Origin of the sequence: Georgenia satyanarayanai, assembly GCF_023715365.1 — a bacterium.
Classification (GTDB): domain Bacteria; phylum Actinomycetota; class Actinomycetes; order Actinomycetales; family Actinomycetaceae; genus Oceanitalea; species Oceanitalea satyanarayanai_B.
The window spans coordinates 144,799-170,327 of record NZ_JAMBNZ010000001.1; the positions used below are offsets into that span (position 1 = coordinate 144,799).

A 25,529-nucleotide genomic window follows, 5' to 3' on the forward strand; every position below is an offset into this window, starting at 1 on the left:
CGGCCAGGCCGCCGGCATCACCGCTGAGTCGGGAGGGAGTGCCGGCGCACCATGAGGGCGAAGATCCCGAGGAGCAGAGCGGTGCCGGCGACCACCAGCAGGGCCGCGCCGGCTCCCGTGCTCGGCAGTCGCTCGCCGTCGGCGCCGTCGACCGGCGCCGTGGGCTCGGCCGTGTCAGCGGGGCCGGCCGGGTCGGTCGGCTCGCCCGGGTCCGCCGGGTCGGTCGGCTCGCTCGGCTCACCAGGCTCACCCGGCTCGGTCGGGTCGCCCGGCTCCGTCGGCTCGCCCGGAACTGTCGGGTCACCCGGCTCACCGGGCTCACCCGGCTGGTCCGGTTCGGTCGGGTCCGGCGCCTCGACGTCGGCGTAGACCTGTACCTCGACAAGGCCCGCGGCCCACGCGGCCGCATTCCCGTTGTGGTCGTTGACGACGTTGCTCACGTCCACGCGCACGTACCGGTACTTCCCAGAGAGCGGATCGCTGGCGAAACCGACCTCCCGGTTGGCGGAGCGGTCGACCAGCTGGACCCACTCTTGTCCGTCGGCACTTCCCGAGACCGTGAACTCGCTGTACGTCTCCGAGCCGTTGTAGCTGCGGAACGCCACGTCGATGCGGTCGAGGTCGTGCTGGTCCTCCAGGTCCACGGTCCAGCTGAAGGGCACCGACGGCGGCAGGTAGTAGTTGCTGCTGTCACCCACCCGGTTGACGTTGACGTCGACGCCGTCGTTCGCGGCGCTCGCCGGGTAGTCCTGCGAGGCCTCGGGTGCCTGGACGGGCCGTCGCTCGGACACCAGCACGACGTCGGGGTAGGACACGGTCCCGGCATCCGTGTCGAAGTTCCACTCCGGACGCCAGGCAAGCGAGACGTCCTCGCCGTCGACCTCGAGGGGGAGCCACACATAGGTGGACGAGCCAAGAGCATGACGGTTCCAGCGGTCCCCCATGTAGATGTACTCGTGCTCGCCGTCCTCCCCCTCGAGGAGCATGATGTTCGTCGGCTGGCTGTAGAACGTCGTGTTGTTGCCCAGCGGCCTGAGGTCCGACCAGCCGTCGGGGTCGGAGATGTCCGAGGTCGTGGCGTAGTAGGACTGGTTCGGGTGCCACCCGGACTGGCCGGAGGTGATCGCCAGGTAGACGTCCCCCGCCTTGACCACCGCCGGCGCCTCACGGTGGGCCCCCTGGAACAGCTGGTAGGAGTTGCGCCAGTCGACGTCGGTGTAGTCGTCCGTCAGGGGGTAGACCCTCATGTTCTCGTGGTCCTCGGCCGACACGAGGTAGGCGGCAGAGCTGTCCGGGTCCTTGAACACCGTGAAGTCCCGCGAGCCGTAGCCCCACATGCCGTCGTGACCGGTGTAGGTGGGATCAGCGTGCTCGGTGCTGACCTCACCGACCCCTGGTCGGTAGTGACGCACGAAGGTGTAGTCACCGCCGATCTCGTCGCTGGTGGCCACCATCAGGTGGGACGCGGAGTAGCTGTCCGCTGTCTCCCAGTGCCCCCACAGCACGAAGGTGTCAGTCGCCTCGTTGTACACGAGCTTGGGTCGCTCGACCTTTGCGTCCTCGAGCTCGGGCGAGCTCTCCGGCGTGAGGATCTCGTTGACGAACTCCCAGTTCTTCAGGTCCTGGGACCGGTAGAGGTTGACCGAGCGGAACACCGCGGAGTCATGGATCTTGTTCTCGCCCACCCAGTAGTACCAGCCGCCGTGCTCGAGGAAGCCCCCGCCGTGGGCCTGGATCGAGTTGCCGTCGGTGTCGAACCACGGCTGTCCTACGGGAACGTTCTGGTAGCCCCCGTCGGGCACGGGAGCGATGGTGAACCTCGCCGAGAGCGGGTCACTGGCCACCCCGTCCACCACCGCCACGGCACGCACCGTCGCGGTGGAGCTGAGCGTGAAAGGCCCGGTGTAGCGGGTGCCGTTGAGCACCGAGGGCGTAGTGCCGTCAGTGGTGTAGTACACGGCGGCACCATCGGTGGTCGTCGCCAGCTCGACCGTCTGCGGGCTTGCGTAGGTACCGCCGCCGGGCAGCACGCTCGGCCGGGCGACGACGAGCGGGGCCACGTCCACGTCGACCTCGCCGGCGGCGACGGCGAGCCAGCCGATGACCGGCGCTTCAGAGCCTTCGGCGACCTCGACCCGGAACTCGGCGACGCCGTCCTGCTCGATGGTCACCACGCCCGAGCTCATCCTCGTGCGGTCCGCGACAGAACCGCCGCTGCGGACGGTGAGGCGTTCGGTGATGACCGTCGTCTCGCCGTCGGGCGCGACGACGCTCACCCGCATGTGCCGCGGACCGCTCCACCACTCGCGGTAGCCGGAGGTCACCGTGTAGGTCCCGGCGGCGAGCGGCAACCGGTAGACGATCGGCCGCGAGCTCGAGCCGTTGCCGAGCGCGTAGAGCCCGGTCTCGTCCCTGTCGGCGAGCTGGCCCGCGCGCTTGGCGACGTAGGAACCGCCGTCGTTGACGAAGCCCCAGCCACCGTCCTGCGCCTGCTGGTCCGCGACGGCGTTGTGCAGCTCGGTCAGCTGCGCCGTGGCCTCGAACTCGGGGGTCGAAGCCTCCATCCCGCTGTCGATGAAGTAGACGGTGTCGTCGGGCACGACCGGGACCCGCGCGGTCACGGGCAGGATGTCGTCGACCATGCCAGGCACGACGACAGTGCTGTAGTGGCGGGCGAAGGTCAGGCCCTCGGTGAGCCACTCCACGGGCGCCGCAACCACGTCGCCTCCGACCGTCCGCACCTCCACCTCGGTCGGGAGATCGGGGAGGTCGCCGGTGTGGGTCGCGACGACGACGTCCTCGACGACGGCCGCGGGGACGTCCTCGGCGGCTGCCGGCACGGTGGCCGCCAGGCCTGGGGCGAGCAGGAGCGCCCCCGTGAGGACGGCCGTTCTCGCCACTCGCGTGCGCTGTCGCGCTCTGATGGTCATCGTTGATCCTTCGCTGCTGGATGTGCTGGGTCTGGGCGCGGACGCGGACGCGGACGGTTCAGTCGGCCGTGGTCGTCGACCACCGCGGTCCGGCGACGAACCGGGCCGCGGCGTCGCGCCCCCCCGTGAGCTCGAGCACCACGAGGGCGTTGTGGTCCTGCCGCACGAGCGGAGCCGGGACGTACAGGGTCTCCTGCGGACCCTTGCCCCAGTACCGGCCGAGGTTCCAGCCGTTGAACCAGGCCTGGCCCTTGCCGAGACCGGAGGTGTCGAGGAACAGGTCGGCTGCGGCCAGGCCGTCGAGCCGCCACAGGGACAGTGACGGTCCCGGCAGACCGGCGGTACGGCGGGCCGGGGCCCCCTCCTGACCACTCGTCATGCTCGCGGCCCACTCGTCGACCGGAAGCGCGGCGGCGCGCCAGCCACGCAGCACCTCGCCGTCGAGGAGGACAGGGCCGATGACGCCCTTGGGCTCCCCGATGCGGGGGCCGTAGTTGACGCGGCCCTGGTCCTCGACGACGAGCTCCAGCGTGGTCGTGTCGCCAGCGGGCAGGGCGAGCGCACGACCACCCTCGGCGCGGTCCAGAACCCCGACGGGCTCACGGTTGCAGAAGACCTGCACGCGGTCGCGGGCCTCTCCGATGGTCAGCAGGGCCCCCTCCGGGAGGTCGACCTGGGTGCGGTAGCAGGAGAAGCCCGACAGCGCGCCGATCTGCTCGTGGGTGGGTGCCTCCTCGTGCTCCTGCCAGTTCAGGTGCCGGTCGACCAGCGACCACAGCGCCACGGTCGTAGCCGGGGCGGCCACGTGCAGGCTCGGGGCCGCCGCACGGCGCGCCACCGGTTCCGCCGGCAGCCCTCGGTGGGTGCGGATGACGTCCTGCACGGCGTCGTACTTGGCGGTCGGTGCGCCGTCCTCGGCCATCGGTGCGTCGTAGTCGTAGGAGGTGATCGTGGGGCGGTACCTGCCCTTGTCGTTCGCCCCGTTGGTGAAGCCGAAGTTCGTGCCGCCGTGGACCATGTAGAGGTTGACCGAGGCGCCCGACTCCAGCAGCTCGCGCAGGTCCTGGCCCGTGCCGTCCGGATCCGTCACGTGGTGGTCCTCGCCCCACGCGTCGAACCAGCCGTTCCAGTACTCCATGCACATGAGCGGACCGGAGGGCTGGTGGCGGCGCAAGACCTGCAGGCGCTCCAGGCTGCGGGAGCCGAACGTGGCAGTCTTGTGCAGCTCCGGCAGGCCGCCCCGGGTAAGCATCTGGTCGTCGGCCTGGTCGCAGGTGAACAGCGGCACGGTGATGCCGCCCTCCCGCAGCATGTCGGCGAGCTTGCGCAGGTAGACCTTGTCCTCCCCGTAGGCGCCGTACTCGTTCTCCACCTGCACCATGAGCACCGGACCGCCCCGGTCGACCTGTAGCGGGGCCACCACAGGCAGCAGCGCGTCAAGGTACTCCTGTACCGCGGCAAGGTAGCGCGGCTCGTCGCGCCGCATCAGCACCTCGGGATCGGCAAGCAGCCACGCGGGGATCCCCCCGTTGTCCCACTCGGCGCAGATGTACGGCCCAGGACGCACGATCGCGTGCATCCCGGCCTCCTGGATCAGGCTCAGGTAGCGTGCCAGGTCGCGCTGCCCGTCGAGGCGGAACTTCCCCCGCCGCGGGGCGTGGAAGTTCCAGGCGACGTAGGTCTCGATCGTGTTCAGACCCATGGCCTTGGCGGTCGCGATACGTTGCGCCCACTGGTCGGGGTGGATGCGGAAGTAGTGCATCGCGCCAGAGATGATCTGGTGCTCGCGGCCGTCCAGCAGGAAGTGCTCCTGGCCGATCTCGAAGGTGCTCATCGCTCCTCTTGGGATGGTTCCGGGGCAGGCCGGGGCCTGGCCTCGTCGGGCGGTCGCCCGCGGGCGCGGGCAAGGGGGAACGCGCAAGGGGCGCGCCCACGCTGTGCGCGCGCCCCTGGGACGGGTCAGGGTGCGCTGACGGTGAAACCCTGGTCGTCGCCGTAGCTCACGATCGCGTCCTGCCAGGCTGCGAGGCCCTCGGCGATCGTCGTGCCGGAGACGTAGGCCTGGCCGACGGAGTCGTTGAAGATGCTGTTGGCGTAGACCTGGTAGGGCAGGTACTGCCAGCCCTCGACGACGTTGCCCGCGGACTCGGCGAGGACCTCGTTGACCTGCTGACCGCCGAAGTACTCGAACTCGACGCTGGTGAAGTCCTCGGCCTGGAGGTGCTCGGTGGTGGCTGGGAAGGCACCCTCGTCGATCCGCGTCTGCACGCCGTCGCCGACCGTGGCGTACTCGAGGAACGCGTAGGCGAGCTCCTGGTTCTCACTGGCCGACATGACGGCGAGCGAGCTGCCACCGTTCTCGGCGGTGTCCGAGGTACCCTCCTCCCACTGCGGCATGGGGGCCACGGCCCAGTCGCCCGCGGCCGCAGGAACACTCGACTCGAGGTTGCCGCGCATCCACGCGCCGATGACGAGGGTGGCGATGGAACCGTCACCCAGTCCCTGGTACCACTCGTCGCTCCAGGAGGTGATCGGAGCAACCAGATCCTCCTCGACCATCGTGTCCCAGAAGCCGGCGAAGGTCTCGGAGCCCTCGTCGGCCAGGTCGACGGTGATGTCGGTACCCTCCACCTGGAAGGGATGACCGCCTGCCTGCCAGATCAGGCTCGTGGTGAAGCCCGCGTCACCGGTGTCGTTGGTGATGTAGGAGCCCGGGGCGACCGCCTGGAGCTGGCGGCCGACGTCGCGGAACTCCTCCCACGTGGTGGGGACCTGCAGCCCGTGCTCGTCGAAGACGCGCTTGTTGTAGAACAGCGCCATCGGGCCGGAGTCGGTGGGTAGGGCGTACACGCCGCCGCCCTGGGACACGGCGCCCCACGGGCCGGGGGTGAAGGTGCTGTCGAGCTCCCCTGCGCCGTACGGGGTGAGATCGGCCAGCGCCTCGCCGAGGACGAACTGCGACAGTGCGTAGAACTCGACCTGGGCGATGTCCGGGCCGCCGCTGCCGGCGGCGATCGCGTTCTGCAGCGAGGTGTACTGATCGTTGCCGGTGCCGACGTTCACGAGGTCGATCTCGACGTTCTCGTGCAGGTCCATGAAGTCCTGGGACACGCTCTCGAGCGTGGGGTCCCACGCCCAGATGGTGAGCGTGCCGCCCTTCTCGAGGACGGCGTCGAGGTCGGTGCCGGCGGCGGAACCGCTACCGCCGTCGCTGCCGGCGCCGTCGTCGCCGGAGCCGCATCCGGCCAGCACGAGGGCGGCCGTGGTGAGGAGCGCCGTGCCGGCGACGGCACGACGTGAACGGGTGAGGGACATGGGGTGACCTTTCACTTCATCGGGGAATGAGCACAACGGGGAGCAGTTCACTCCTTGACGCTGCCGGCTGCCAGGCCCGACTGCCAGAAGCGCTGGAGCAGGAGGAAGGCGGCCACGAGGGGCACGATCGTCAGGAGGGAGCCGGTGATGACAAGGTGGAAGATGGCCTCGCCGCCTGCGGTGGCTGCCTGTGCGTTCCAGGCGTTGAGCCCGATCGTCAGGGGGTACCAGTCCGGGTCCTTCAGCATGATGAGCGGCAGAAAGTAGTTGTTCCAGGTCGCGACCGTCGTGAAGAGCACGACGGTGACGATGCCCGGCGTCAGCAGTCGCAGGCTGACGAGGAAGAAGGTGCGCCACTCCCCCGCACCGTCCATGCGAGCCGCTTCGAGGAGCTCGGTGGGGATCGACTCGGCCGCGAAGGTCCACATGAGGTAGAGGCCGAAGGGTGAGATGAGCGAGGGGATGATGACGGCCCACGGCGTGTTCGTCAGCCCCATGCGGCTGAACATGAGGAACGTCGGCACGGCGAGGGCCGTGCCCGGCACCGCGATCGCACCGATGACGACGGCGAACACCGCTCGTTTGCCGGGGAAGTCGAACTTCGCCAGCGCGTAGCCACCGATGATCGCCAGGAAGGTCGCGCCACCGGCGCCGAGGACGACGTACATCAGGGTGTTGCTGAACCAACGCAGGAAGATGCCGTCGTCGTAGGTGAGGGTGGCGACGATGTTGTCCCACAGGGCGAAGTCCCCGGAGAACCACAGACCGAAGGAGTCGAACAGGCTGTTCTGGGTCTTGGTGGCGTTGATGAACAGCCACACCAGCGGCACCAGGCTGTAGACCAGGACGATGCCCGTCACGGCCGTGAGCAGCGGGCTGCGCCGGTGCCCGCGGTCCCGTGACCGGTGGCGGGGGCTCAGCGTGGCCAAACGCCGGCGTCGCGCGGACACAGCAGCCAGTGGGCTCGGGTTGACGTTGAGGGCCATGGCTCATGCCTCCCGGCGCATGCCGCGCAGCTGGACGGCGTAGGCGACGACCATGGTGACGAGCCCCATGACGATCGCCACCGTTGCGGCGTAGTTGTACTGCTGCCCGGAGAAGGACAGGTTGTAGGCGTACAGGTTGGGGGTGAAGTACGTGGTGATGGCGTTGGGCGCTAGGTTCTGCAGGATGCTGGGCTCGTTGAAGAGCTGGAAGCTGCCGATGATGGAGAAGATCGTCGCGATCACCAGGGCGCCACGGATGGCCGGGAGCTTGATCGACCACACCACCCGCCACTGGCCCGCGCCGTCGATCTCCGCCGCCTCGTACAGCGACGGGGAGATGACCCGCAGCGCCGAGTAGAAGATGAGCATGTTGTAGCCCACGAACTCCCACGTCACGATGTTGCCGATCGCGAGCAGCACGAGGTCCGGGGACAGCGGTGAGGGGATGGACACGCCGAAGGCGTCGTTGATGTTGCCGATGAGGCCGAAGCGCGTGCCGTACATGAAGCCCCACATGAGGGCGGCCACCACGGCGGGCACCGCGTAGGGCAGGAAGATCGAGATCCGGAAGACGTTCGACCCGTAGAGACGGGCACTGTCCACCGCCATGGCCACGAATAGCGCGATCCCGAGCATGATCGGCACCTGGACAAGGAGGAAGACGCTCACGCGGCCGAGCGCGGACCAGAACTGCGGGTCGTCCAGCGCCCGGCTGTAGTTCTGCAGCCCGACGAACACCGAGCCTCCGACAAGCTGGTCACGGAAGAGGCTGATGACGAGCGAGTAGGCGATCGGTGCCAGGAACACGAGAGCGAACACGACCATGAACGGACCGATGAAGGTCCACGCCCGCCACGAGCGCCGCTGCTTCCGGGTCACCGGAATGGCTGCCGCGGGTACTGCTGCGGTGGTGGCCATCTCCACTCCTTCGTGCGTCCGCCGCGCGAGCGGCTCTTTCCGCTGGATGTTTACGTAAACATCGCGTGGCGCTACTCTGACACCACCGAACAGAATCTGTCAACGACACCCACCCGCCCGCACCCGTCAGAGGCGACGCGGAGTCACCGTCGACCCGGACCGAGCCGAAGAGAGAGCATGAGCCCCGACACCCGTGTGGCCGAGCGCGAGGAACGCTCGCCTGCCGCGGCCCTCGCTCGTTCCTCGCCACGACGCCGCGCGGCACCGTCGATCGCCGATGTCGCCGCCGTCGCCGGCGTGTCCGCACAGACGGTCTCACGCGTGTCGACCGGCTACACCGGGGTGCGTCCCGAGACCCGCGACCGGGTGCTCGCGGCGATGGAGCAAGTCGGCTACGTGCCCAACTCCGCCGCTCGTGCCCTCAAGCACGGGGCATTCCGCACGATCGGGCTCATCGCTCACCAGCTGGCGCGTACCGGTGAGTCGAGCACCGTCGACGCCGTCGTCGACGCCGCCCGTCAGGAGGGCTACGGCGTCACCCTCGTGGACGTTCGCAGTCCCACGTCCCATGACGTGACCGCGGCCGTGGCAGGCCTCGCCCACATGGCCATCGACGGTCTCATCATCATCCGCGCGGAGCTCGCGACACCGGAGGACCTCACTCTCCCGCCCCAGATCCCCGTCGTCGTGTCCGACTCGCACTTCGCCGGGCGCCACCCCGCCGTCGCCACCGACCAGGCAGCGGGTTCCCAGATGGCCGTCCAGCACCTCCTCGGCCTCGGCCACCGCACGGTCAGCCACCTCGCCGGCCCGAGTGACTCCTTGCCGGCGGCAGAGCGCGAGTCCGCCTGGCGTGCGGTCCTCACGGGCGCCGACCGTCCCGTCCCCGCCCCGTACCGCGGCACCTGGACGGCGGAGTCCGGCTACCGCCTGGGCGCCCAGATCGCCGCGGAGGTCAGGGCGGGGACCGTCACCGCGGTGTTCTGTGCCAACGACCTCATGGCGCTCGGCCTCTGCCGGGCCCTGTACGAGGCCGGGCTGCGCGTGCCCCAGGACGTGTCCGTCATCGGCTTCGACGACATCCCCGAGTCCGGTTACTTCTGGCCGCCGCTCACCTCCGTTGCCCAGGACTTCCAGCTCGTGGGCCAACGGCTCGTCCGGATGCTCGTCGAGCAGATCCACAGCGGGGAGCGCCCCAGCGAGCGCGTCCTGCTTCCCGTGGAGCTCGTGGTGCGCGCCAGCACCGCTCCCCCGTCCACCGGCTCTCCGGTATGAGCCGCAGCGCCACCCCCAGCACCCCGTCCCCGAGCCACGAAGGACCGGCCATGCCCACTGCACACCTCACCATCGGCGCCGAGAGCACCGGCGACGTCGACCCCCGCCTGTTCGGCTCCTTCGTCGAGCACCTCGGCCGCGCCGTGTACGACGGTCTGTACGAGCCGGGGCACCCCGCGGCGGACGAGGACGGCTTCCGGACCGATGTGCTCGCGCTCGTGCGCGAGCTCGGTGTGAGCACGGTGCGCTACCCCGGTGGCAACTTCGTCTCCGGCTACCGCTGGGAGGACGGCGTGGGGCCGCGCGACGAGCGTCCGCGGCGACTGGACCTGGCCTGGCACTCGCTGGAGACCAACGAGATCGGCCTTGACGAGTTCGCCCGGTGGGCCGAGCGTGCCGGGCTGGAGCTCATGCTCGCGGTCAACCTGGGGACCCGGGGCGTCCAGGCGGCGCTCGACCTCCTCGAGTACAGCAACATCCGCTCCGGCACCGCCCTGTCGGACCAGCGCGTCGCCAACGGCGCCCCCGAGCCGCACGCTGTGCAGATGTGGTGCCTCGGCAACGAGATGGACGGGCCGTGGCAGCTCGGGCACGCCACGGCCGAGGAGTACGGCCGCCTGGCGGCGCGCACCGCACAGGCGATGCGCCAGGTGGACCCTAGCCTCCAGCTCGTCGCGTGCGGCAGCTCGAACGCCGAGATGCCGACCTTCGGCTCGTGGGAACGCACGGTCCTTGACCACACCTACGAGGACGTCGACTTCATCTCGTGCCACGCCTACTACAACCTGCGTGACGGGGACCTCGGCAGCTTCCTCGCCTCCGGGGTGAACATGGACCGCTTCATCGACTCGGTCGTCGCCACGGCGGACCACGTCAAGGCCGTCAAGCGCAGTGACAAGACGATGATGATCGCCTTCGACGAGTGGAACGTCTGGGACAGCGACCAGTACCACGCCGAGGAGAAGCACACCGGGCTCCAAGACTGGCCGGTGGCACCGCGTCTGCTCGAGCACAGCTACACGGTGGCCGACGCCGTCGTCGTCGGCGGTCTGCTCATCTCCCTCCTCAAGCACGCAGACCGGGTGAGATCCGCGAACCTCGCCCAGCTCGTCAACGTCATCGCCCCGATCATGACCGAGCCCGGCGGGCCGGCGTGGCGTCAGACGATCTTCTACCCCTTCGCCACCGCCTCGCGGGCGAGCCGCGGCAGGCTCCTGCGCAGCTCGTTGACCAGTGACCGGTACGCCACCGAGCGCCACGGCGAGGTCGACGTCGTCGACACCGTCGTCACCCGCGACGAGGCCGCCGGCCACACCACCGTCCTCGCGCTCAACCGCGCCACCGACACCCCGACGCTGCTGACGATCGACCTGGGGTCGCTCGGTGCGGTCGGCGACGTCGAGGCCGTGACGCTCACCGACGAGGACCTCATGGCGCGCAACACCGTGGAGGAGCCCGAGCGGGTGGCGCTACAGCCGCTTCAGGAGGTCCGGCTCGAGGGGCACATGCTCACCGTGGAGCTGCCGGCGGCATCCTGGTCGGCGATCACGCTGCGTTGACGCACCGGGGCGGCCCACGGCCCGCGTCAGTGCCCGAAGGCCTCCGCCAGCCACCACGCGGGCTCGTCGGCGACGACCTTCGCGTCGATGAGCAGCGGCCGGTCCCGCGGCCCGTCGAGCCAGGTGCGGACCGGGGCGAGGTCCCCGACCCCGCGCACCGTCACCGCCTCGAAGCCGTAGCCGGCTCCGACGGCGGCGATGTCGGTGGGCGGGAAGGTGACCGTCGCGTGGTCCTCGCCGGTGAAGTGGTGGACCTCGGCGCCGTAGGCGTCGTCGTTGTAGACGACGACGACCATCGGCAGCCCCAGGCGCCGCACCGTGTCGAGCTCGGCGGCCCCCATGAGCGCCCCGCCGTCCCCCAGGGCCGCGACGGGCAGCCGGTCGGGGCGGGCGAGGGCGGCGCCGATCGCCGTCGCCAGGCCCAGGCCGATGGACTGGAAGGCCTGGGTGAAGCAGAAGCCCTCCTCGTCGGGGACCTCGAGGTACATCGCCGGGTAGCCCATGAAGTTGCCGGAGTCGACGGCGACGACGCGCTCGCGCGGCAGGAGGTCGTCCAGTGCGGAGGTGAGAGTGCGCGGGTCGATCCGCTCGCCGTCGGAGGTGTCGGTGAACGGGACGTCGCGCCACCGCAGCTCCCGGCGCAGGCGCTCGCGCAGCTCCTCGCTGCGGTAGCCCTCGCTGCGGTGGCTGCCGAGGAGGCGGTCGACGCCGCGGGCGGTCGCCGCGACGTCACCGACGACGCCGAAGCTCAGCTCGCGGTGCATGCCCAGCGCCTCGGGGGTGTCGTCGACCTGGACGACGGTCGTGCCTTCCCCGATGAGGCGCCCGTGGCGCATCGTCCACATGTTCAGCGCGCAGCCCCACCCGACGACGAGGTCCGCGCCGGCGATGAGCTCGGCGGCGAGCGGGGAGGAGAAGCCTCCGGAGACGTCGAGGGACCACGGCTGGGCGTGGAAGAGCCCCTTGGCGACGGCGGAGGTCGCCAGCAGCGCGCCGGACGTGTCGGCGAGCGCGACGAGCGCGTCACGGGCCGGCCCGGAGCGGGCGCCCCGCCCGGCGACGAACACCGGCCGGCGCGCCGCCCGCACCGCGGAGGTGAGGCGCTCGAGGTCACCCTGGGCGACGGCGCGGGCGGGCGGCGGGACGCTCGGCCCGGGCAGGAAGGTCTCCTCGACCTCCGCGTCCAGGAGGACGAGCGGCAGGTTGAGCACGACGGTGCGGCGCTCGTGGCACGCCATGGCGACAGCGGCGGCCGTGTCCTCCGCGGCCGCGGCCGGGTCGGTGATGCGCAGCGGGACCGCGCCGACGGCGTAGGCGAGGGCCTCCTGGTCGACGTGGAAGTTCGAGGTGAGCGTGACGGCCTCGGGGGCGAGGACGACGAGCGGGGTACGGGACTTGGCTGCCTCGGCGATGCCGGTGAGCGCGTTCGTCAGCCCGCAGCCCTGGTGGACGGTGAGCGCCGCGGGCGCGCCGGCCGTGCGCGCGTAGCCGTCGGCCATCGTCGCCGCCCCGCCCTCGTGCCGGGCGGCGACGAACCGGGCACCGGTGTCGACCATCGCGCCCGTCACGTGGAAGTTGCCCGAGCCGACGACGCCGAAGACGTGGTCGATCCCGCAGGCCACGAGCGTCCGGCCCACGACCTCCGCCACCCGGACCACGGCTAGTGCTCGACGAGCGCGAGGACGCGCGTGGGCGACCCGGACCCGCCCTCGATCTTGAGCGGGGACGCGACGACCATCGCGCCGGTCACCGGCAGCCGGTCGAGGTTGCGCAGCTGGGACAGCCCGTACTTCCCGTTGCCGAGGAGGAAGTGGTGGCACGGGAAGAGCGGGTCGAAGCCGCCCGCTGCGCCGGCGTCCGTCCCGACGGTCTCCACCCCGATGCCCTGCAGCGGGCTCTCCTCCGCGACCCACCGCGCGGCCTCGACGGACATGCCGGGGCTGTGGGGGCCGTCGTCGGCGCGGTTGATCATGTCCTCCTGGCTCGTGCGCGCCGACCAACCGGTGCGGCACAGCAGCCAACCGCCCTCGGGCAGCGGGCCGTGCTCGGCGACGAGGGCGTCGATGTGCTCACGCTCGATGAGGAAGTCGGGGTCCTCGGCGACCTCCTCCACCACGTCCAGGACGACGGCGGGGGCCACGAGCGCACCGACGGGCACCGAGGCGATGTCGGCGAGGTCCCGGCCGCTGGCCCAGTGGTTGGGGGCGTCGAAGTGGGTGCCGGTGTGCTCGCCGGTGCGGAAGTTGTTCCAGTACCAGGCCGGCCCACGGTCGTCGTAACGCGAGATCTCCTCGAGCTCGAAGCGCGCCGTCTGGCCGAACTGCTCGGGCAGCTCGAGGATCGGCGTCTGCGAGGTGAGGGGTGCGGTGAGGTCGACGACCTCCACCGCGCCGCTCCGTAGCGCGGCGAGCAGGTCGGTGAGGACGGGCATGGAAGGTCTCCTTCGACGGTCGGGCCGGGTCCAGGGGTGATCCTGGCACAACCGCGCCCGGCAGGCGCCCGATGTCCGCCGGGCGCGTAGGGTCGGGGCACCGGTACACCCACCTGGAGAACGAACGACGATGAGCGAGCAGACCCCAGCCTCCACCCCCGCCGCGAGCGGCACGCCGGGCGGCGTGCCCGTGCCCAAGCGGGTGCGCGTCCACCACCTCGCGCAGATGAAGGAGCGCGGTGAGCCGATCACCATGCTCACCGCTTACGACGCCGTCACCGGGCGGATCTTCGACGAGGCCGGCATCGACATGCTCCTCGTCGGGGACTCCATCGGGAACACCATGCTCGGCCTGCACGGGACGATCCCCGTGACGCTCGACGAGATGATCCCCGCCGCGCGCGCCGTCACGGGGGCCGCGCACCGCGCGATGGTCGTCGCCGACCTGCCCTTCGGCTCCTACGAGGCCTCCCCGCAGCACGCCTTCGCCTCGGCGGTGCGGATGCTCAAGGAGGGCGGGGTGCACGCCGTCAAGCTCGAGGGCGGGGAGCGGATCGCCGAGCACGTGCGCCTGCTCTCCCGGTCCGGGATCCCCGTCGTCGGCCACCTCGGGTTCACCCCGCAGTCGGAGAACAGCCTCGGCGGCGCCCGGGTCCAGGGCCGCGGCGACGAGGCCGCCGAGCGGCTCGTCCAGGACGCCGTCGCCCTCCAGGAGGCCGGCGCCGTCGCCGTCGTCCTCGAGATGGTGCCCGCCCCGGTGGCCGAGCGCGCCACCGAGGTGCTCCACATCCCGACGATCGGGATCGGCGCGGGACCGGGCTGCGACGGCCAGGTGCTCGTGTGGACCGACATGGCCGGCATGACGGCGTGGGCGCCGCGCTTCGCCCGCAAGTTCGGGGACGTCGGGGCGGCGCTGTACACCGCGACCCGCACCTACGCCGGCGCCGTGCGCGAGCGCACCTTCCCCGGCCCGGAGCACACCTTCGCCGAGTAGCCGCCCGGCCGGCGCCGCGCCGTGCCGGCGCACCGGCGCCAGGCGTGCCGGCGCACGAGCGCCCGGCGTGCCGGCGCACGGCGTGAGCTCCCCGGTTCTCCTCGACCAGCCCCGCCGCAAGCGGGGAGGTCGGAGGAGAACCGGGGAGCTCAGCGGGCGGGGCCGAGCGGGCGGCTCCTAGTCGTCCTTCCAGGCCTTGTCCGCCTCGTCCCAGGCTTCGTTCCGGTTCGCGGCCTTCTCGTAGGCCTCGGCCGCCGCCTCCCGCGAGGGGTAGGGGCCCATCCGGTTGAGCGAGCCGGACACCTTGCCCTCCTCGATCTCCCCGGTGCGGGTGTTGAGGTAGTACTCACCGAGGTCGTGCGGCTTGGTGACCTGCTCGATGCGGTCTTCGCGGTCCTCCGCGGGCTCGTTGACACTGGCCATGGCGCCTCCTTGGTCGGGCCGTACGTAGACTCTTCCCATGCTTGCCGATCGCGCCCCGCTGGGCACCCTGACACCCGGGGCGATCTCCCCGCGGCGGCCCGTGCCCACCTCGATCGAGTACCCCGAGTACGTCGACCGGCCCGAGCCGCAGCCCTTCACCGGCAGCGAGGTCAACGACGCCGAGACGATCGAGCGCATCCGCCGTACCGCCCGCCTCGCCGCCCAGGCGCTGGCGCACGTCGGTGCCGCCGTCCGCCCCGGCATCACCACCGACGAGCTCGACCTCATCGGCCACGAGTTCGCCCTCGAGCACGGCGCCTACCCCTCCTCCCTGGGCTACCGCGGCTTTCCCAAGGGCCTGTGCACCTCGGTCAACGAGGTCGTGTGCCACGGCATCCCGGACAGCACCGTGCTGGCGGACGGGGACATCGTCAACGTCGACTTCACCCTCTTCCGCGAGGGCGTCCACGGCGACAACAGCGCGACCTTCCTCGTCGGTGACGTCGACGAGGAGTCCCGCCTGCTCGTCGAGCGCACCCGCAAGGCGATGGAGCGCGGCATCCGGGCCGTCAAGCCCGGCCGCGAGATCAACGTCATCGGCCGCGTCATCGAGGCCTACGCCCGGCGCTTCGACTACGGCGTGGTCCGGGAGTTCACCGGCCACGGCGTGGGCCGCGCCTTCCACTCCGGGCTCATCGTCCCGCACTACGACGCCGCCCCCGAGCACAACGAGGTCATGGAGCCGGGCATGGTGTTCACCATCGAGCCCATGCTCACCCTCGGCTCCCCCGAGTGGGACCTGTGGGACGACGGCTGGACCGCCGTCACCACCGACCGCGGCCGCACCGCCCAGTTCGAGCACATGGTGCTCGTGACCGACGACGGCGCCGAGATCCTCACCCTCCCCTAGCCACCTCCCCTTCGCTTGGGACGCCCCTCCGGTCGCCTGGACGCACCTCTGGCCGCCCCTCGGTGGACCGGATGTGCGTCCCAGCGGGGCGGACGGCGACGGCGGACGTCCGTCAGCCGCTGCGGTAGCGCGAGGGCGGGACGCCGACGACGGCGGTGAAGGCCCGCGTGAGGTGGGCGTGGTCGGCGAAGCCGAGGGACGCCGCGAGCGCCGCGAGGTCCTGCCCCTCTCCCGCGTCGAGCGCGGCGACGGCGTCCTGCAGCCGGTGGCGGCGCAGCACCCACAGCGGGGAGGCACCGACGTACCGGGCGAAGAGCCGCTGCAGCGTGCGGACCGACACGTGCAGCTCCGCGGCCACCGGCGCGAGCGCCACGTGCTCACGGCGCCGCATGAGCGCGACCGCCTCGCGCACCGTGCGGTAGCCCTCGTCGGCGCGCACCGCCTCGAGCCGTGGCACGAGCACCCCGGACAGGTGGCCGACGACGACGTCACGGCGGGCGCCGTCGTCGTCCTCGGCGAGCACGTCGCGGGTGAGGGGCCCGACGACGTCGCCCAGCACCTCCCCCGCGGGCACCACCGAGTCGGTGAGGTCGCCGACGCCGCGGCCGAGCAACGCCGCGAGCCCGCCGGGGTGGAAGGCGATCGCGGCCACGCGGCCGGCCACGGGCAGGTCGACGGTGAAGACCTCGGTGACGAGGCCGTGGACGAGCGCGGCGGGGACCGGCAGGCCGTGGAGCACGCCGCCCTCAGCGGCCTCGACCGTGAGGTGGGTGACGGGGTGGGACAGCACCTGCTGCCGGAACGGCACCCGCTCCGCGCGGCGCCAGGCCACCGACCAGTAGTAGGCGGCGACCTCGTCGAGCGGCGCGGGCAGCGGCAGGCGGCCGGTGTCGAACACGTCCGTGCCCGCCGCCGGCCACAGCACGGCGCCGTCCCCACCCTGGCGCGGATCTTCAAGCCCCACCCGCAGCACTCTAGGGAGGCTGGGGGGCATGAGCACACACCTTCCCGAGGGCTACACCTCTCTCAGCCCGCTCGTCGTCGTCTCCCCGGCGAGCGAGGCGGTCGACTTCTACTGCGCCGTCCTCGGCGCGCGGGTCGTCACCCGCATGGACGGGCCGGACGGCTCGGTGTGGCACTGCGAGCTCGACCTCGGCCACGGCCGCATGACGGTGATGGACCCCAACCCGCAGCTCCACGCCGTCGCCAATGACCCACGCAGCGACGACGCCCGCTTCTCCCTCGCCGTCTACGTCCCCGACGTCGACGCCGCCCTGGCCCTGGCGCGCGCGCACGGGGCGCGGGTGCGGGAGGAGGCGGCGGACTTCGCGGTGACCGGGGACCGCTACGCCTCGGTCCAGGACCCCTACGGCGTGCGGTGGACGCTCATGACGCGCGTGGAGCGCCGCACCGACGAGGAGGTCCAGCAGGGTCTGGACGCGTGGCGGGCCGCCCTCGACCAGCCGGCGTGACGGCTCGGCGGTAGGCTCCGAGTCGCCTCCCGCCGTCGACCCCCGGAGCAGCCCGATGTCCACGCCCAGCACGCCCACCGCCTTTGGCATCGACATCGGCGGGTCCGGGATCAAGGGCGCGCCCGTCGACCTCGCCGCCGGTGAGCTCACCACCGACCGGGTGCGCATCCCCACGCCGGCGAAGTCCACGCCCGCGGCCGTGGCCGCCGTCGTCGAGGAGCTCGTCGCCGGCTTCGACCTCGCCCCCGACGTACCGATAGGCCTCACCTTCCCCGCCCCGATCAAGCACGGCGTCGTGCCCTTCATCGCCAACCTCGACAAGTCGTGGCAGGGCGTGGACGTGCCCACGCTGATGAGCGAGGCGATCGGCCGCCGCGTCGTCGCCGTCAACGACGCCGACGCCGCCGGGTACGCCGAGGCCGTCTACGGCGCCGCCAAGGGGGGGGACGGCGTCGTCTTCGTCGCCACCCTCGGCACCGGGATCGGCTCGGTCCTCATCGTCGACGGTACCCTCGTGCCCAACACCGAGCTCGGCCACCTGGAGATCGACGGGCACGACGCCGAGAGCCGGGCCGCCGACTCCGCGCGCGAGCGCGAGGACCTGTCGTGGACGAAGTGGGCCAAGCGCCTGCAGCGCTACTTCGAGACGATCGAGATGCTCTTCTCCCCCGACCTCATCGTCGTCGGCGGGGGCGTGAGCAAGAAGTCCGACCAGTTCCTCCCGCTCCTCGAGCTCCAGGCCCCGATCGTGCCGGCCGCGCTGCGCAACCAGGCGGGCATCGTCGGCGCCGCCGCGCTCGCCGCCGCGAACCACCGCTGACGTGCTCGAGCAGGTCTCCGCGCGCGTCTGGGTCACCACCTCCCCCACCTGGCTCACCACCTCGAGCGTCGTCGTGGCCGACGACGGCGCGTGCCTGCTCGTCGACCCCGCCCTCACCCCCGCGGACCTCGTCTCCCTCCAGGGCGAGCTCACCGGGCGCGGCTGGCACGTGGCCGCCGCGTTCTCGACCCACCCGCACTGGGACCACGTGCTGTGGTCCGAGGCGCTGCCCGACGACGTCCCGCGCTGGGCCACGCCCGCGGCCGCGACGGCGTGCCCGGACGAGGAGCTCGCCGCCCAGGCGGCCCGCGACCTGCCGGGCCACCGGTGGGACGTCGTCGGCGGGACGACGCCGCTGCCGCCGGACACCACTGAGCTGCCGTGGACGGGCCCGCGCGCCGTCGTCATCGCGACTCCGGGCCACGCGCCGGGGCACGCGAGCCTCCACCTGCCCGCCGAGGGCGTGCTCGTGGCCGGTGACATGCTCTCCGACGTCGAGGTGCCGCTCCTCGACGACGACGGCGGCGCGCTCGACGCCTACCGCAGGTCCCTCCAGCGACTCGCGGACGTCGTGGCCGGGTGTGACGTCGTCGTGCCCGGGCACGGGCGGGTGGCCGATGCCGCGGAGGCCGGCCGGCGCATCGACGCCGACCACCGCTACCTCGACGACCTCACGGCCGGCGTCGACCCGCTCGACCCGCGGCTGGGCGACCCGCGGGTGCGCGCCGAGCACGAGGCACAGGCGGCGCGCCTGGGCGTTTAGTAGTGGCGTCGCACCTTCCGCTCCACCCGAGGGTGCTGGGACTGGCGACCGACGATCGTGAGGTACGACGCGTCGTCAGCCGCTCGCCGCAGCCAGGGCGAGGGCAACCACCAGCAGGGCGGTGTGGACACCGCTGAGCAGCATGCCCAGGGTCACCAGCCACGAGGAGAGGCGATTCGCGCGCCGCGCGTAGACGCCCGCCACCAGCCCGAGGGGCCCGAGCCCGAAGATGCCGAGGAACAGCGCCGCCATGGTCCAGGCGCCACCGCCGGCGCCGACCATGTCCTTCTCCTCGTCGGTGAGGTACTTCGCGTCCCCCGCGCGGACGGCCGCGGCCGCCACGTCGTAGGGGAGCTTGCCCGCCTTGTCGTCCGGACGCTCAGACATCGGCCGCCTCCGTCACCGTCACGAGCTCCCCGCTCTCGTCCTCCAGCCAGATGTCGTGGGCCAGCTCGTCCAGGGTCTCGATCATCGCCACGGCCTCTCCTGGATCGAGGGTGGCCATGGTGAGCAGGACGCTCACCCACTCCACGTCCCACCGGTAGACGACGGTGACCAGGAGGTCCGAGGTGCTCTCGTGGGCCAGTCCGGCGACGATGCTGCGGGTGCCCCGGCCGAGGTACTCGGCCACGACGGTGTCCTCGGCCGTGAGCGGGGACGTGGGCAAGGCCTCGCCGAGCTCGGTCGTGGGCAGCGCGCGCAGCCGCACCTTCTGCATCGGCGCCCCGTCGGGGGGCAGGTAGAGGTACACGGTGCCGTCCGCGGTCCGCTGCTCGCTCAGGGCGAGGTCGAGGAGCAGCCGCTCGAGCAGCTCGGCGGAGTCGGCGCCGCGCTCGGCGGCCACGGTGCGGGCCCAGTCCTCGGGGGTGGCGGCGTCGTCGTCGGGGTAGCGCGAGGGCACCGGCACCCACAGCTCGGGGTCGGGGTCTGCGCCCAGGACGAGCGTGCGCATCAGTCCACCCACCGGAAGGTCGAGACGAGGGCGTCGACGAGCTCGGTGACGGCGTCCGCCACGGCGGCGCCACCCTCCGCCGTCGACTCCAGGACGGTGCCGGAGACGACGGCGTAGCGGCTGCGGTCGTCGGGGTCAGCGAGGAAGTGGACGATCTGCCGGGCCGCGGCGTGCGTCTCGGCGAAGATCTCGCCGAGCGGGGCGGACTCCTGGCGGTCCTCGGTCCGCACGGCCGGCTTGCCGCCGACGTCCACGACCTGCGCGCCCCGGCGCTTGGCGGCGACGGCGAGGAGGAGGTCCATGGGGTCCGCGTCGGCCCCCACCGGCGGCAGGCTCACGACGACGGAGGCGGGCACGCTGATGCCGTGGACCTGCTCGGTGGGCAGGTAGAGCTCGACGCCGGACTGCGCCTGCGCCGCCTGCACCTGCTCGCTGAGCAACTGCTGGAGGCGGCGGCGCACGTCGACGGCGCGCCGGTCGTCCAGGCCGGCCACGGCACGGTCGACGACGGCGCGGACGGCGGGGCGGGAGCCGGTCCCGAGCGGGATGCGGGACCACCCGGGCGGGAGCACGAGGGTGAAGCGCCCCTGCTGGGCGGTGGTGCTCATCGGCGGTCCCTCCCCACGCGACGGGCGTCCTTGGCGGCGGCGCGGCGCTCGCCGGCCCGGACGCGTCCCTCCGCGCGGCGCCGCTCACGCTCGCGCTCGCCCTGGCGGCTGAAGGCTGCGCGGTGCAGCGCGGCGAGGGCGGTGAGCAGTGCGGTGGCCGCCCACAGGAGCACGGCCGGCAGGGAGGCGCCGTACACGTCATCCCAGATCGGCGCGGTGCTCACCGGCGCAACGTTGGAGGAGACGTGGTGGGTGAGCACGCCGAGCAGCACCGAGCCCCAGAACGCGAGGATCGGCGGCACGTAGTCGTCGCCGCTGGGGACGGACGACGCCCCGGACACCGCCTGGCGCCAAGCCCCCACGGCGGAGTGGACCCCGAGCACCGCGCCCCACACGGCCAGGGCGCAGAGCGCGACGATGCCGCCCCACACGACGAGGTAGAGGTAGAACGAGACGAAGCGGGTAGTCATGTCCCCCGCCGTGAGATCGGCGAAGGTCTCCGCGAGCCCCCCGCGCGGCAGCCACGAGCGGCCGGCGTGCACGGGAAGGGACACCCAGGCGAAGACCGCGACGACGAGCACGCCCACCACCTGGAACTGGCGGGTGGGCGTGGCGAGGAGCTGGCGCAGAGCGCGGGTCACCGGCGGCTCGTCACGTCGTCCTGCAGCGGCTGGTCGGAGATCAGGGAGTCGAGCTGCCCGCCCACCCAGTCGGCGCCGGGGCGCGGGAAGCCGGAGAGGTCGGCCCCGATGATCGTGTGGACCGTCCCGGCGTTGGCGAGGGTGCCGTTGACGGTGGCCATGTGGGACATGCTGGCCGCCGCCTGCCCGCCACCCATGCCGGGGGCGCGCATCGCGTTGTAGTAGGACATCTGGTAGGCGTCGCCGCCTCCCGCGCGCAGCACGTTCCAGCCGTTCTGGGAGATGTTGTGCCGCGCGGCCTCCACCAGCGAGGAGGGTCGCAGAACGGTCGAGGCAGGCCGGTAGGTCATCTGCGAGTACTCCGCCGCCTGCGCCTGGCGCCCGCGCTCGATGCGCTGGCGTCGTTGGCGGTTGCGCGCCTGCCCACCGGGACGGTGGCGTCCGTGGGGCATTGTGCGGCCGCGGGGGACGGCCGGTCCCGCCAGCACGTTGGACCGGCTGCTGCCCACCTGGGCGGCGCGGGCGGCGGCCCGGCCGCGCATGGCGACACCCACGAGCTTGCCCGCCCCCAGGGTGGCGAGCCCGACGACGTCCCACGCGAAGTCCTGCCAGCCCTTGTTGCCGTTCTCCGCGAGGGCGAAGTTGATCGCGGCCGCTCCCAGGCCGATGCCGAGACCGACGAGGACGTTGACGCCCGGGATGAACATGGCGACCACCGCGAGCACAGCCCCCGCGATGGCGAGCCCCTTGGCGATCCCGTCGAGGAGCTCGGCGTTCTTGTTGAGGAACTGGCGCCAGCCGTTGTCGTCCAGGCCGTTGGCCTCGAGCGCCTCGTCGATGAGCGCCATCGCGCTCTCGGCGGCGGTGTCGCGGTTCCCGATCGCCGTGTTGAGCTTGATGACGGCGTCGTCCAGCGCCTCCTGCGCCCCGGCGCGGGCCGTGTAGGCGTCGCTCAGCGTCTCGTTGGCGCGGTCCATGTCCTCCGGCGCGGTGTACGCCAGGCCCTGCTCGGCGGTGAAGACGTCGGTCTCGGCGGTCGTGAGCGCCGTGCGGGCCGTGGTCGCCTCCTCCAGCGCCTGGCGGGCGAGGCTCTGCGCCGAGCGCAGCGGCTCGACGTAGCCGGACAGGGCCTCCGCCGCACCGGAGTAGCGGTCGTGGACGAGCTCGATCTGCCCGGCCACCTCGAGCGCACGCTCGCGGAAGGCGTCGACGGCGAGGCTCACCTGGCCCTCGGACGCGGCGATGCTGCGCAGGTTCTCGGCGGCTTCGGAGATCGTCGTCGCGACGGCGGCCATCGCGTCCGCTCCGTCCTGGACGCTGGCGGGAGAGCCGGGAACGGGGTCCTCGTACCAGCCGAGCGGGCTCCAGTCGGTCACGGTGCCACCACCGGGCCGGTCGTGGTCTCCGGGTCGACGGACACCGCGCGGGCGAGCTGGGCGTCCCACTCCTCGAAGGCGATGCCCACGCCCTCGGAGACGTCACCGAGCGTGCCGATGGTCTCGAGCATGTCCTGGCGCCGGCTCTGCCAGTTGTCGGCGAAGTTGCGCACGCGCTTGGCCAGGCCGCCGTGGCCGACGTGGTCGGCGAGTGCGTGGGCGTCGTCCTTCGCGTAGGTGAAGGTCTCGACGACGTTGCGAAGCTGTGCACCGGCCTCCTTGAGAAGCTCGGTGTCCACCTGTACGTCGGGCATGTCCTGCCAATCCTCGAGTCGGGACGGCTCGCGCCGTCGGGACGTGCTGCGACATTTCTACCTCACCCGGCCGCGTCGGGACGGTTCTCCCCATGGGGAGAACTCCCCTCAGTAGCCGCGCAGCCGGGTGAGGTCGCGCCGCTCCCGCTTGGTGGGCCGCCCGGCGCCACGCTCCCGGACCGGGACGGCGGCCTGCTCGACCTTCGGTGGGGGCGGCGGGGTCTCGTCGATCATCGCCTGGGCGGCGAGCGGGGCGCCGACGCGCTTGCGCAGCGGCCGCTGGACGACGACGGTGCGCTCCTGCGGCCCGCCGGTCACGACCACCCGGCTGCCGGTCCCGACGAGCGTGGCGGGCTTGGCACGGTCACCGTCGACGCGCACGTGCCCACCGCGGCAGGCGGCCTGGGCCTGGCTGCGGGTCTTGAAGATCCGCACCGCCCACAGCCAGCTGTCCACGCGCACGGAGTCCTCGGCCATGGACCGATGCTACGCGGGCCGGGGCGGGCCGGCGGGCGCTACATGGCGCGGGCGACGCTGCGGCGCAGCGCCCAGGCGCCGAGCCCGACGAGCACCACGGCCATCGCGGCGAGCACCCCGAGCTGGGGCGCGATGTCGCTCAGGCCGCCGTCGTGGCGCTGGATCTCGGCGAAGGCCTCGTAGCCCCAGGCGTGCGGGGTGGCGTGGGCGACCGTGCGCAGGGTGTCGGGCATGAGCTCGAGGGGGAACATGCACCCGCCGAGCGCGGCGAGCACGAGCCCGAGTCCCACGGCCACCCCGTTGGCGGCGCCCTCGTGGTCCATGAGCGAGCCGAGCACCATGGCCGCGCCCGTGGCGACCGCCCCGAAGACGAGGACGATGAGCAGCGCGAGGCCGACGTCCCCGAAGTCGACGCCGAAGACGAGCACGCTCGCGACCATGATGTAGACGCCCTGGAAGCTCGCGATGACCCACCGGCCGAGGACCTGGCCGAGGATCGCCTGCGCGCCGGACACCGGCGCGGCGAGCACCCGGCCCTGGACGCCGAGCCGGCGGGACTGGATGAGGGTGACCGCGCTGCCGAGCGTGGAGAGGAAGACGAAGAGCAGCACCATCGTTGCGGCGCCGAGGTCGAACTGGCCCAGGCCGCCGAGCTCCTGGGCGATCTCGTCGACGTCGACGGCGCGCAGCTCCACCGGGGCCACCTCCTCCCGCGCCTCGGCGAGCTCGGCGTCCGACTCGGCCGCGGGGACGCCGGCGTCGGCCAGGGCGGTGAGCTGGGCACGGTCCAGGGACAGGGTCTGCAGCGCGGTCCGCACGAGCTGGGCGGCCGCCGGCGAGCCGGCGTCCGAGGAGGAGATGAGCTCGACCTCCGCGGGGGCGCCGGCCGCGAAGGCGTCCTCGGCGGCGTCGTCGACGAGCAGACCGATGTCCACGCGCCCGCGCGCGACGAGCTCGCGCATCTCCTCGGGGCCGGTCTCGCTCACGGTGCCGCCGGCGTCGGTGAGCTCGGCCGCGAGCGCGGTGCTCAGCTCGCCACCACTGCCGGTGAGGGCCACCCGGCCCGAGGGTCCGCCGCCGCCGAACTGCAGCCCGATGACGACGACGAGGAGCAGCGGGAAGATGAGCGCGAAGAAGATGTTCGAGCGGTCCCGCACGAAGCGGCGCAGCTCGGTGCCGGCGATCGCCAGCGGCGCCCTCACGACGTCACCCCGCGGTCGGGCACGAGCCGGGAGAGCAGCGCGAGCACGGCGGCGAAGGCGAGCATCATCCCGACCGGCCCGGCGACGTCGCCCAGTCCCCCGCCGCCGGCGGTGATGCCGAGCGCGCGGGTGAAGGCGGAGACCGGGTTGAGGTCGAGGAGCGTGGCGGCCAGCCCGCCCGCGGCGATGGGGAAGAACGCGCCGCCGGCCATCCCGAGGACGACGGCGAGGATCGCCTGCGCGACCCCGGCCTGCTCGGCGGTGCGCGCCACCCGGGCGACGACGAACATGAGCGAGGTGGCCGCCGCGACGACGCTGAGGACGAGGACGAGGACGACCGGCTCGGAGCCGAAGTCCACCTTGAACAGGAGGGTCCCGGCCGTGAGGAGGACGAGGGTCGAGGCGACCCCGAGGACGTAGCTCGACAGCGCCTTGGCCCCGACGATGAGGCCCGGGCGGATGGGCATCGACCGCAGCCGCGCCAGGGTCCCCTGCTCGCGCTCGTTGACGAGGGCGAGCACGCCGAAGCCCACGGTGAACAGGAGGAACAGGCCGGCCTGTCCGGCCACGGTGGTGGCGGCCGGGTCGAGCTGCTCGGTCGCCGTCGTGCCCTCGACGGTCGTGACGGCGGGGGGCGCCTGGGCCACCTGCTGGCCCACCGCGCCCACCGCCTCGTCGGGGAGCCCGACGGCGGCAGCGGCCCGCGTGGCGACGGTCCCGGCGGTCATCTGCTCGGTGACGCCGCGGACGACGAGGAGCAGGACGTCGGTCTCCAGCCCCGCGCCGTCGCCCTCGACGAGCTCGACCGTGACCGGCTCGCCCGCGGTGACGGCCTCCCTGAAGCCCTCGGGCACGACGATCCCGAGCGCCGCGTCGCCGGCCTCGGCGAGCGGGCGCACCTCGTCGGCGGCGACGGGCTCGACGGTCACCGCGAAGTCCTCGATGCCCTCGAGCGCCGCCAGGAGGGTGGCGGCGAGCTCGTCCTCGGCGGGGACGGCGGCCGCGACGGTGACGGCGCCGAGCTCGGGGGCGTCGCTGCCGGAGAAGACCAGGTTCATGACGAACATGAGGGCCACCGGCACGAGCACGCCCATGATGAGGACGGAGCGGTCGCGCACGCGCTGGCGCAGGTCGCTGGCGGCCATGGTGAGGAGCGGTCGCAT

Annotated in this window: 25 protein-coding genes; 7 read left to right on the forward strand and 18 right to left on the reverse strand. The window is 72.4% G+C overall.

The window, feature by feature from the left end; translation table 11 throughout:
• Positions 1-17: 17 nt before the first annotated feature.
• The 5 genes from M3148_RS00645 to M3148_RS00665 all read right to left on the reverse strand — a co-directional run bounded on the left by M3148_RS00645 (position 18) and on the right by M3148_RS00665 (position 8,149).
• Positions 18-2,930, reverse strand: a complete 2,913-nt coding sequence (locus tag M3148_RS00645; RefSeq protein WP_251302720.1) for a chitobiase/beta-hexosaminidase C-terminal domain-containing protein — start codon at positions 2,928-2,930, stop codon at positions 18-20.
• A gap of 58 nt (positions 2,931-2,988) precedes the next feature.
• Positions 2,989-4,764 (reverse strand): glycoside hydrolase family 35 protein, encoded by a 1,776-nt coding sequence (locus M3148_RS00650; protein WP_251302721.1) that lies wholly within the window; start codon positions 4,762-4,764, stop codon positions 2,989-2,991.
• 125 nt (positions 4,765-4,889) lie between these two features.
• On the reverse strand, positions 4,890-6,245 hold the full coding sequence (locus M3148_RS00655; protein WP_251302722.1) for an ABC transporter substrate-binding protein: 1,356 nt from the start codon (positions 6,243-6,245) through the stop codon (positions 4,890-4,892).
• Positions 6,246-6,292: 47 nt separating this feature from the next.
• A complete protein-coding gene (locus M3148_RS00660; RefSeq protein ID WP_251302723.1) occupies positions 6,293-7,231 on the reverse strand; it encodes a carbohydrate ABC transporter permease in 939 nt (312 codons plus the stop codon).
• 3 nt (positions 7,232-7,234) lie between these two features.
• Entirely contained in the window at positions 7,235-8,149 is a 915-nt protein-coding gene (locus tag M3148_RS00665; protein ID WP_251302724.1) for a carbohydrate ABC transporter permease, read from the reverse strand.
• Between the two features lie 177 nt (positions 8,150-8,326).
• On the opposite strand from M3148_RS00665, the gene M3148_RS00670 reads away from it, so the two are divergent.
• Positions 8,327-9,424 carry a LacI family DNA-binding transcriptional regulator gene (locus M3148_RS00670; protein WP_251302725.1) on the forward strand — a complete coding sequence of 366 codons (1,098 nt, stop codon included), beginning with the start codon at positions 8,327-8,329 and terminating at the stop codon, positions 9,422-9,424.
• Positions 9,425-9,474: 50 nt separating this feature from the next.
• The gene (gene arfA / locus M3148_RS00675) at positions 9,475-10,983 is read left to right on the forward strand and encodes an arabinosylfuranosidase ArfA (RefSeq protein WP_251302726.1); all 1,509 of its coding nucleotides are present in this window, start codon (positions 9,475-9,477) and stop codon (positions 10,981-10,983) included.
• A gap of 26 nt (positions 10,984-11,009) precedes the next feature.
• Here arfA and M3148_RS00680 read toward each other — a convergent pair whose 3' ends face one another.
• Positions 11,010-12,641, reverse strand: a complete 1,632-nt coding sequence (locus M3148_RS00680) for a thiamine pyrophosphate-binding protein (protein ID WP_251302727.1) — start codon at positions 12,639-12,641, stop codon at positions 11,010-11,012.
• Positions 12,642-12,643: 2 nt separating this feature from the next.
• Positions 12,644-13,414, reverse strand: coding sequence for a cyclase family protein (locus M3148_RS00685; protein WP_251302728.1), 771 nt, complete (start codon positions 13,412-13,414; stop codon positions 12,644-12,646).
• A 130-nt stretch (positions 13,415-13,544) separates the two neighbouring features.
• Between M3148_RS00685 and panB the strand changes: the two genes are divergently transcribed.
• The gene (gene panB / locus M3148_RS00690; protein ID WP_285882577.1) at positions 13,545-14,408 is read left to right on the forward strand and encodes a 3-methyl-2-oxobutanoate hydroxymethyltransferase; all 864 of its coding nucleotides are present in this window, start codon (positions 13,545-13,547) and stop codon (positions 14,406-14,408) included.
• Between the two features lie 177 nt (positions 14,409-14,585).
• On the opposite strand, the gene M3148_RS00695 is transcribed toward panB, so the two are convergent.
• Positions 14,586-14,831, reverse strand: a complete 246-nt coding sequence (locus M3148_RS00695) for an SPOR domain-containing protein (protein ID WP_251302729.1) — start codon at positions 14,829-14,831, stop codon at positions 14,586-14,588.
• Between the two features lie 37 nt (positions 14,832-14,868).
• On the opposite strand from M3148_RS00695, the gene map reads away from it, so the two are divergent.
• Positions 14,869-15,741 carry a type I methionyl aminopeptidase gene (gene map / locus M3148_RS00700; protein WP_251302730.1) on the forward strand — a complete coding sequence of 291 codons (873 nt, stop codon included), beginning with the start codon at positions 14,869-14,871 and terminating at the stop codon, positions 15,739-15,741.
• 112 nt (positions 15,742-15,853) lie between these two features.
• On the opposite strand, the gene M3148_RS00705 is transcribed toward map, so the two are convergent.
• Positions 15,854-16,735, reverse strand: a complete 882-nt coding sequence (locus M3148_RS00705; RefSeq protein ID WP_251302731.1) for an AraC family transcriptional regulator — start codon at positions 16,733-16,735, stop codon at positions 15,854-15,856.
• Here M3148_RS00705 and M3148_RS00710 point away from each other — a divergent pair.
• From M3148_RS00710 to M3148_RS00720, 3 genes are read left to right on the forward strand one after another with little or no spacing between them, the layout of a single operon-like run.
• Positions 16,734-17,213 carry a VOC family protein gene (locus M3148_RS00710; RefSeq protein ID WP_251302732.1) on the forward strand — a complete coding sequence of 160 codons (480 nt, stop codon included), beginning with the start codon at positions 16,734-16,736 and terminating at the stop codon, positions 17,211-17,213. The genes M3148_RS00705 and M3148_RS00710 overlap by 2 nt on opposite strands.
• A 55-nt stretch (positions 17,214-17,268) precedes the next feature.
• Positions 17,269-18,033 (forward strand): polyphosphate--glucose phosphotransferase, encoded by a 765-nt coding sequence (gene ppgK / locus M3148_RS00715; RefSeq protein ID WP_251302733.1) that lies wholly within the window; start codon positions 17,269-17,271, stop codon positions 18,031-18,033.
• Position 18,034: 1 nt separating this feature from the next.
• Positions 18,035-18,796, forward strand: a complete 762-nt coding sequence (locus M3148_RS00720) for an MBL fold metallo-hydrolase (RefSeq protein WP_251302734.1) — start codon at positions 18,035-18,037, stop codon at positions 18,794-18,796.
• 75 nt (positions 18,797-18,871) lie between these two features.
• Here M3148_RS00720 and M3148_RS00725 read toward each other — a convergent pair whose 3' ends face one another.
• The 9 genes from M3148_RS00725 to M3148_RS00765 form a co-directional block, all read right to left on the reverse strand.
• On the reverse strand, positions 18,872-19,183 hold the full coding sequence (locus M3148_RS00725; protein ID WP_251302735.1) for a hypothetical protein: 312 nt from the start codon (positions 19,181-19,183) through the stop codon (positions 18,872-18,874).
• Positions 19,176-19,748, reverse strand: a complete 573-nt coding sequence (locus M3148_RS00730) for a hypothetical protein (protein WP_251302736.1) — start codon at positions 19,746-19,748, stop codon at positions 19,176-19,178. Before M3148_RS00730 ends, M3148_RS00725 begins: the two co-directional genes overlap by 8 nt.
• Positions 19,748-20,356, reverse strand: a complete 609-nt coding sequence (locus M3148_RS00735; RefSeq protein WP_251302737.1) for a hypothetical protein — start codon at positions 20,354-20,356, stop codon at positions 19,748-19,750. Before M3148_RS00735 ends, M3148_RS00730 begins: the two co-directional genes overlap by 1 nt.
• Complete coding sequence (locus tag M3148_RS00740; protein WP_251302738.1) at positions 20,353-20,997, reverse strand: hypothetical protein; 645 nt, start codon at positions 20,995-20,997, stop codon at positions 20,353-20,355. Before M3148_RS00740 ends, M3148_RS00735 begins: the two co-directional genes overlap by 4 nt.
• The gene (locus M3148_RS00745) at positions 20,994-22,442 is read right to left on the reverse strand and encodes a putative T7SS-secreted protein (RefSeq protein ID WP_368859535.1); all 1,449 of its coding nucleotides are present in this window, start codon (positions 22,440-22,442) and stop codon (positions 20,994-20,996) included. Before M3148_RS00745 ends, M3148_RS00740 begins: the two co-directional genes overlap by 4 nt.
• Complete coding sequence (locus tag M3148_RS00750; protein ID WP_251302740.1) at positions 22,370-22,687, reverse strand: hypothetical protein; 318 nt, start codon at positions 22,685-22,687, stop codon at positions 22,370-22,372. The genes M3148_RS00745 and M3148_RS00750 overlap by 73 nt, the downstream gene beginning before the upstream one ends.
• A gap of 108 nt (positions 22,688-22,795) precedes the next feature.
• Positions 22,796-23,164, reverse strand: a complete 369-nt coding sequence (locus M3148_RS00755; protein WP_251302741.1) for an RNA-binding S4 domain-containing protein — start codon at positions 23,162-23,164, stop codon at positions 22,796-22,798.
• 38 nt (positions 23,165-23,202) lie between these two features.
• On the reverse strand, positions 23,203-24,366 hold the full coding sequence (locus M3148_RS00760; protein ID WP_251302742.1) for an ABC transporter permease: 1,164 nt from the start codon (positions 24,364-24,366) through the stop codon (positions 23,203-23,205).
• Positions 24,363-25,529: an ABC transporter permease gene (locus M3148_RS00765; protein WP_251302743.1), complete on the reverse strand. Its 1,167-nt coding sequence runs from the start codon at positions 25,527-25,529 to the stop codon at positions 24,363-24,365. Before M3148_RS00765 ends, M3148_RS00760 begins: the two co-directional genes overlap by 4 nt.

What these genes read in the sequence shown, in the direction of transcription:
- M3148_RS00650 (WP_251302721.1), bottom strand. Translation starts at nt 4,764, where the DNA reads ATGAGCACCTTCGAGATCGGCCAGGAGCACTTCCTGCTGGACGGCCGC.
- M3148_RS00655 (WP_251302722.1), bottom strand. Translation starts at nt 6,245, where the DNA reads ATGTCCCTCACCCGTTCACGTCGTGCCGTCGCCGGCACGGCGCTCCTC.
- M3148_RS00730 (WP_251302736.1), bottom strand. Translation starts at nt 19,748, where the DNA reads ATGCGCACGCTCGTCCTGGGCGCAGACCCCGACCCCGAGCTGTGGGTG.
- panB (WP_285882577.1), top strand. Translation starts at nt 13,545, where the DNA reads ATGAGCGAGCAGACCCCAGCCTCCACCCCCGCCGCGAGCGGCACGCCG.
- M3148_RS00765 (WP_251302743.1), bottom strand. Translation starts at nt 25,529, where the DNA reads ATGCGACCGCTCCTCACCATGGCCGCCAGCGACCTGCGCCAGCGCGTG.
- M3148_RS00665 (WP_251302724.1), bottom strand. Translation starts at nt 8,149, where the DNA reads ATGGCCACCACCGCAGCAGTACCCGCGGCAGCCATTCCGGTGACCCGG.
- M3148_RS00750 (WP_251302740.1), bottom strand. Translation starts at nt 22,687, where the DNA reads ATGCCCGACGTACAGGTGGACACCGAGCTTCTCAAGGAGGCCGGTGCA.
- map (WP_251302730.1), top strand. Translation starts at nt 14,869, where the DNA reads ATGCTTGCCGATCGCGCCCCGCTGGGCACCCTGACACCCGGGGCGATC.
- M3148_RS00685 (WP_251302728.1), bottom strand. Translation starts at nt 13,414, where the DNA reads ATGCCCGTCCTCACCGACCTGCTCGCCGCGCTACGGAGCGGCGCGGTG.
- ppgK (WP_251302733.1), top strand. Translation starts at nt 17,269, where the DNA reads ATGTCCACGCCCAGCACGCCCACCGCCTTTGGCATCGACATCGGCGGG.
- M3148_RS00705 (WP_251302731.1), bottom strand. Translation starts at nt 16,735, where the DNA reads ATGCCCCCCAGCCTCCCTAGAGTGCTGCGGGTGGGGCTTGAAGATCCG.
- M3148_RS00645 (WP_251302720.1), bottom strand. Translation starts at nt 2,930, where the DNA reads ATGACCATCAGAGCGCGACAGCGCACGCGAGTGGCGAGAACGGCCGTC.
- M3148_RS00660 (WP_251302723.1), bottom strand. Translation starts at nt 7,231, where the DNA reads ATGGCCCTCAACGTCAACCCGAGCCCACTGGCTGCTGTGTCCGCGCGA.
- M3148_RS00735 (WP_251302737.1), bottom strand. Translation starts at nt 20,356, where the DNA reads ATGAGCACCACCGCCCAGCAGGGGCGCTTCACCCTCGTGCTCCCGCCC.
- arfA (WP_251302726.1), top strand. Translation starts at nt 9,475, where the DNA reads ATGCCCACTGCACACCTCACCATCGGCGCCGAGAGCACCGGCGACGTC.
- M3148_RS00710 (WP_251302732.1), top strand. Translation starts at nt 16,734, where the DNA reads ATGAGCACACACCTTCCCGAGGGCTACACCTCTCTCAGCCCGCTCGTC.
- M3148_RS00695 (WP_251302729.1), bottom strand. Translation starts at nt 14,831, where the DNA reads ATGGCCAGTGTCAACGAGCCCGCGGAGGACCGCGAAGACCGCATCGAG.
- M3148_RS00670 (WP_251302725.1), top strand. Translation starts at nt 8,327, where the DNA reads ATGAGCCCCGACACCCGTGTGGCCGAGCGCGAGGAACGCTCGCCTGCC.
- M3148_RS00755 (WP_251302741.1), bottom strand. Translation starts at nt 23,164, where the DNA reads ATGGCCGAGGACTCCGTGCGCGTGGACAGCTGGCTGTGGGCGGTGCGG.
- M3148_RS00725 (WP_251302735.1), bottom strand. Translation starts at nt 19,183, where the DNA reads ATGTCTGAGCGTCCGGACGACAAGGCGGGCAAGCTCCCCTACGACGTG.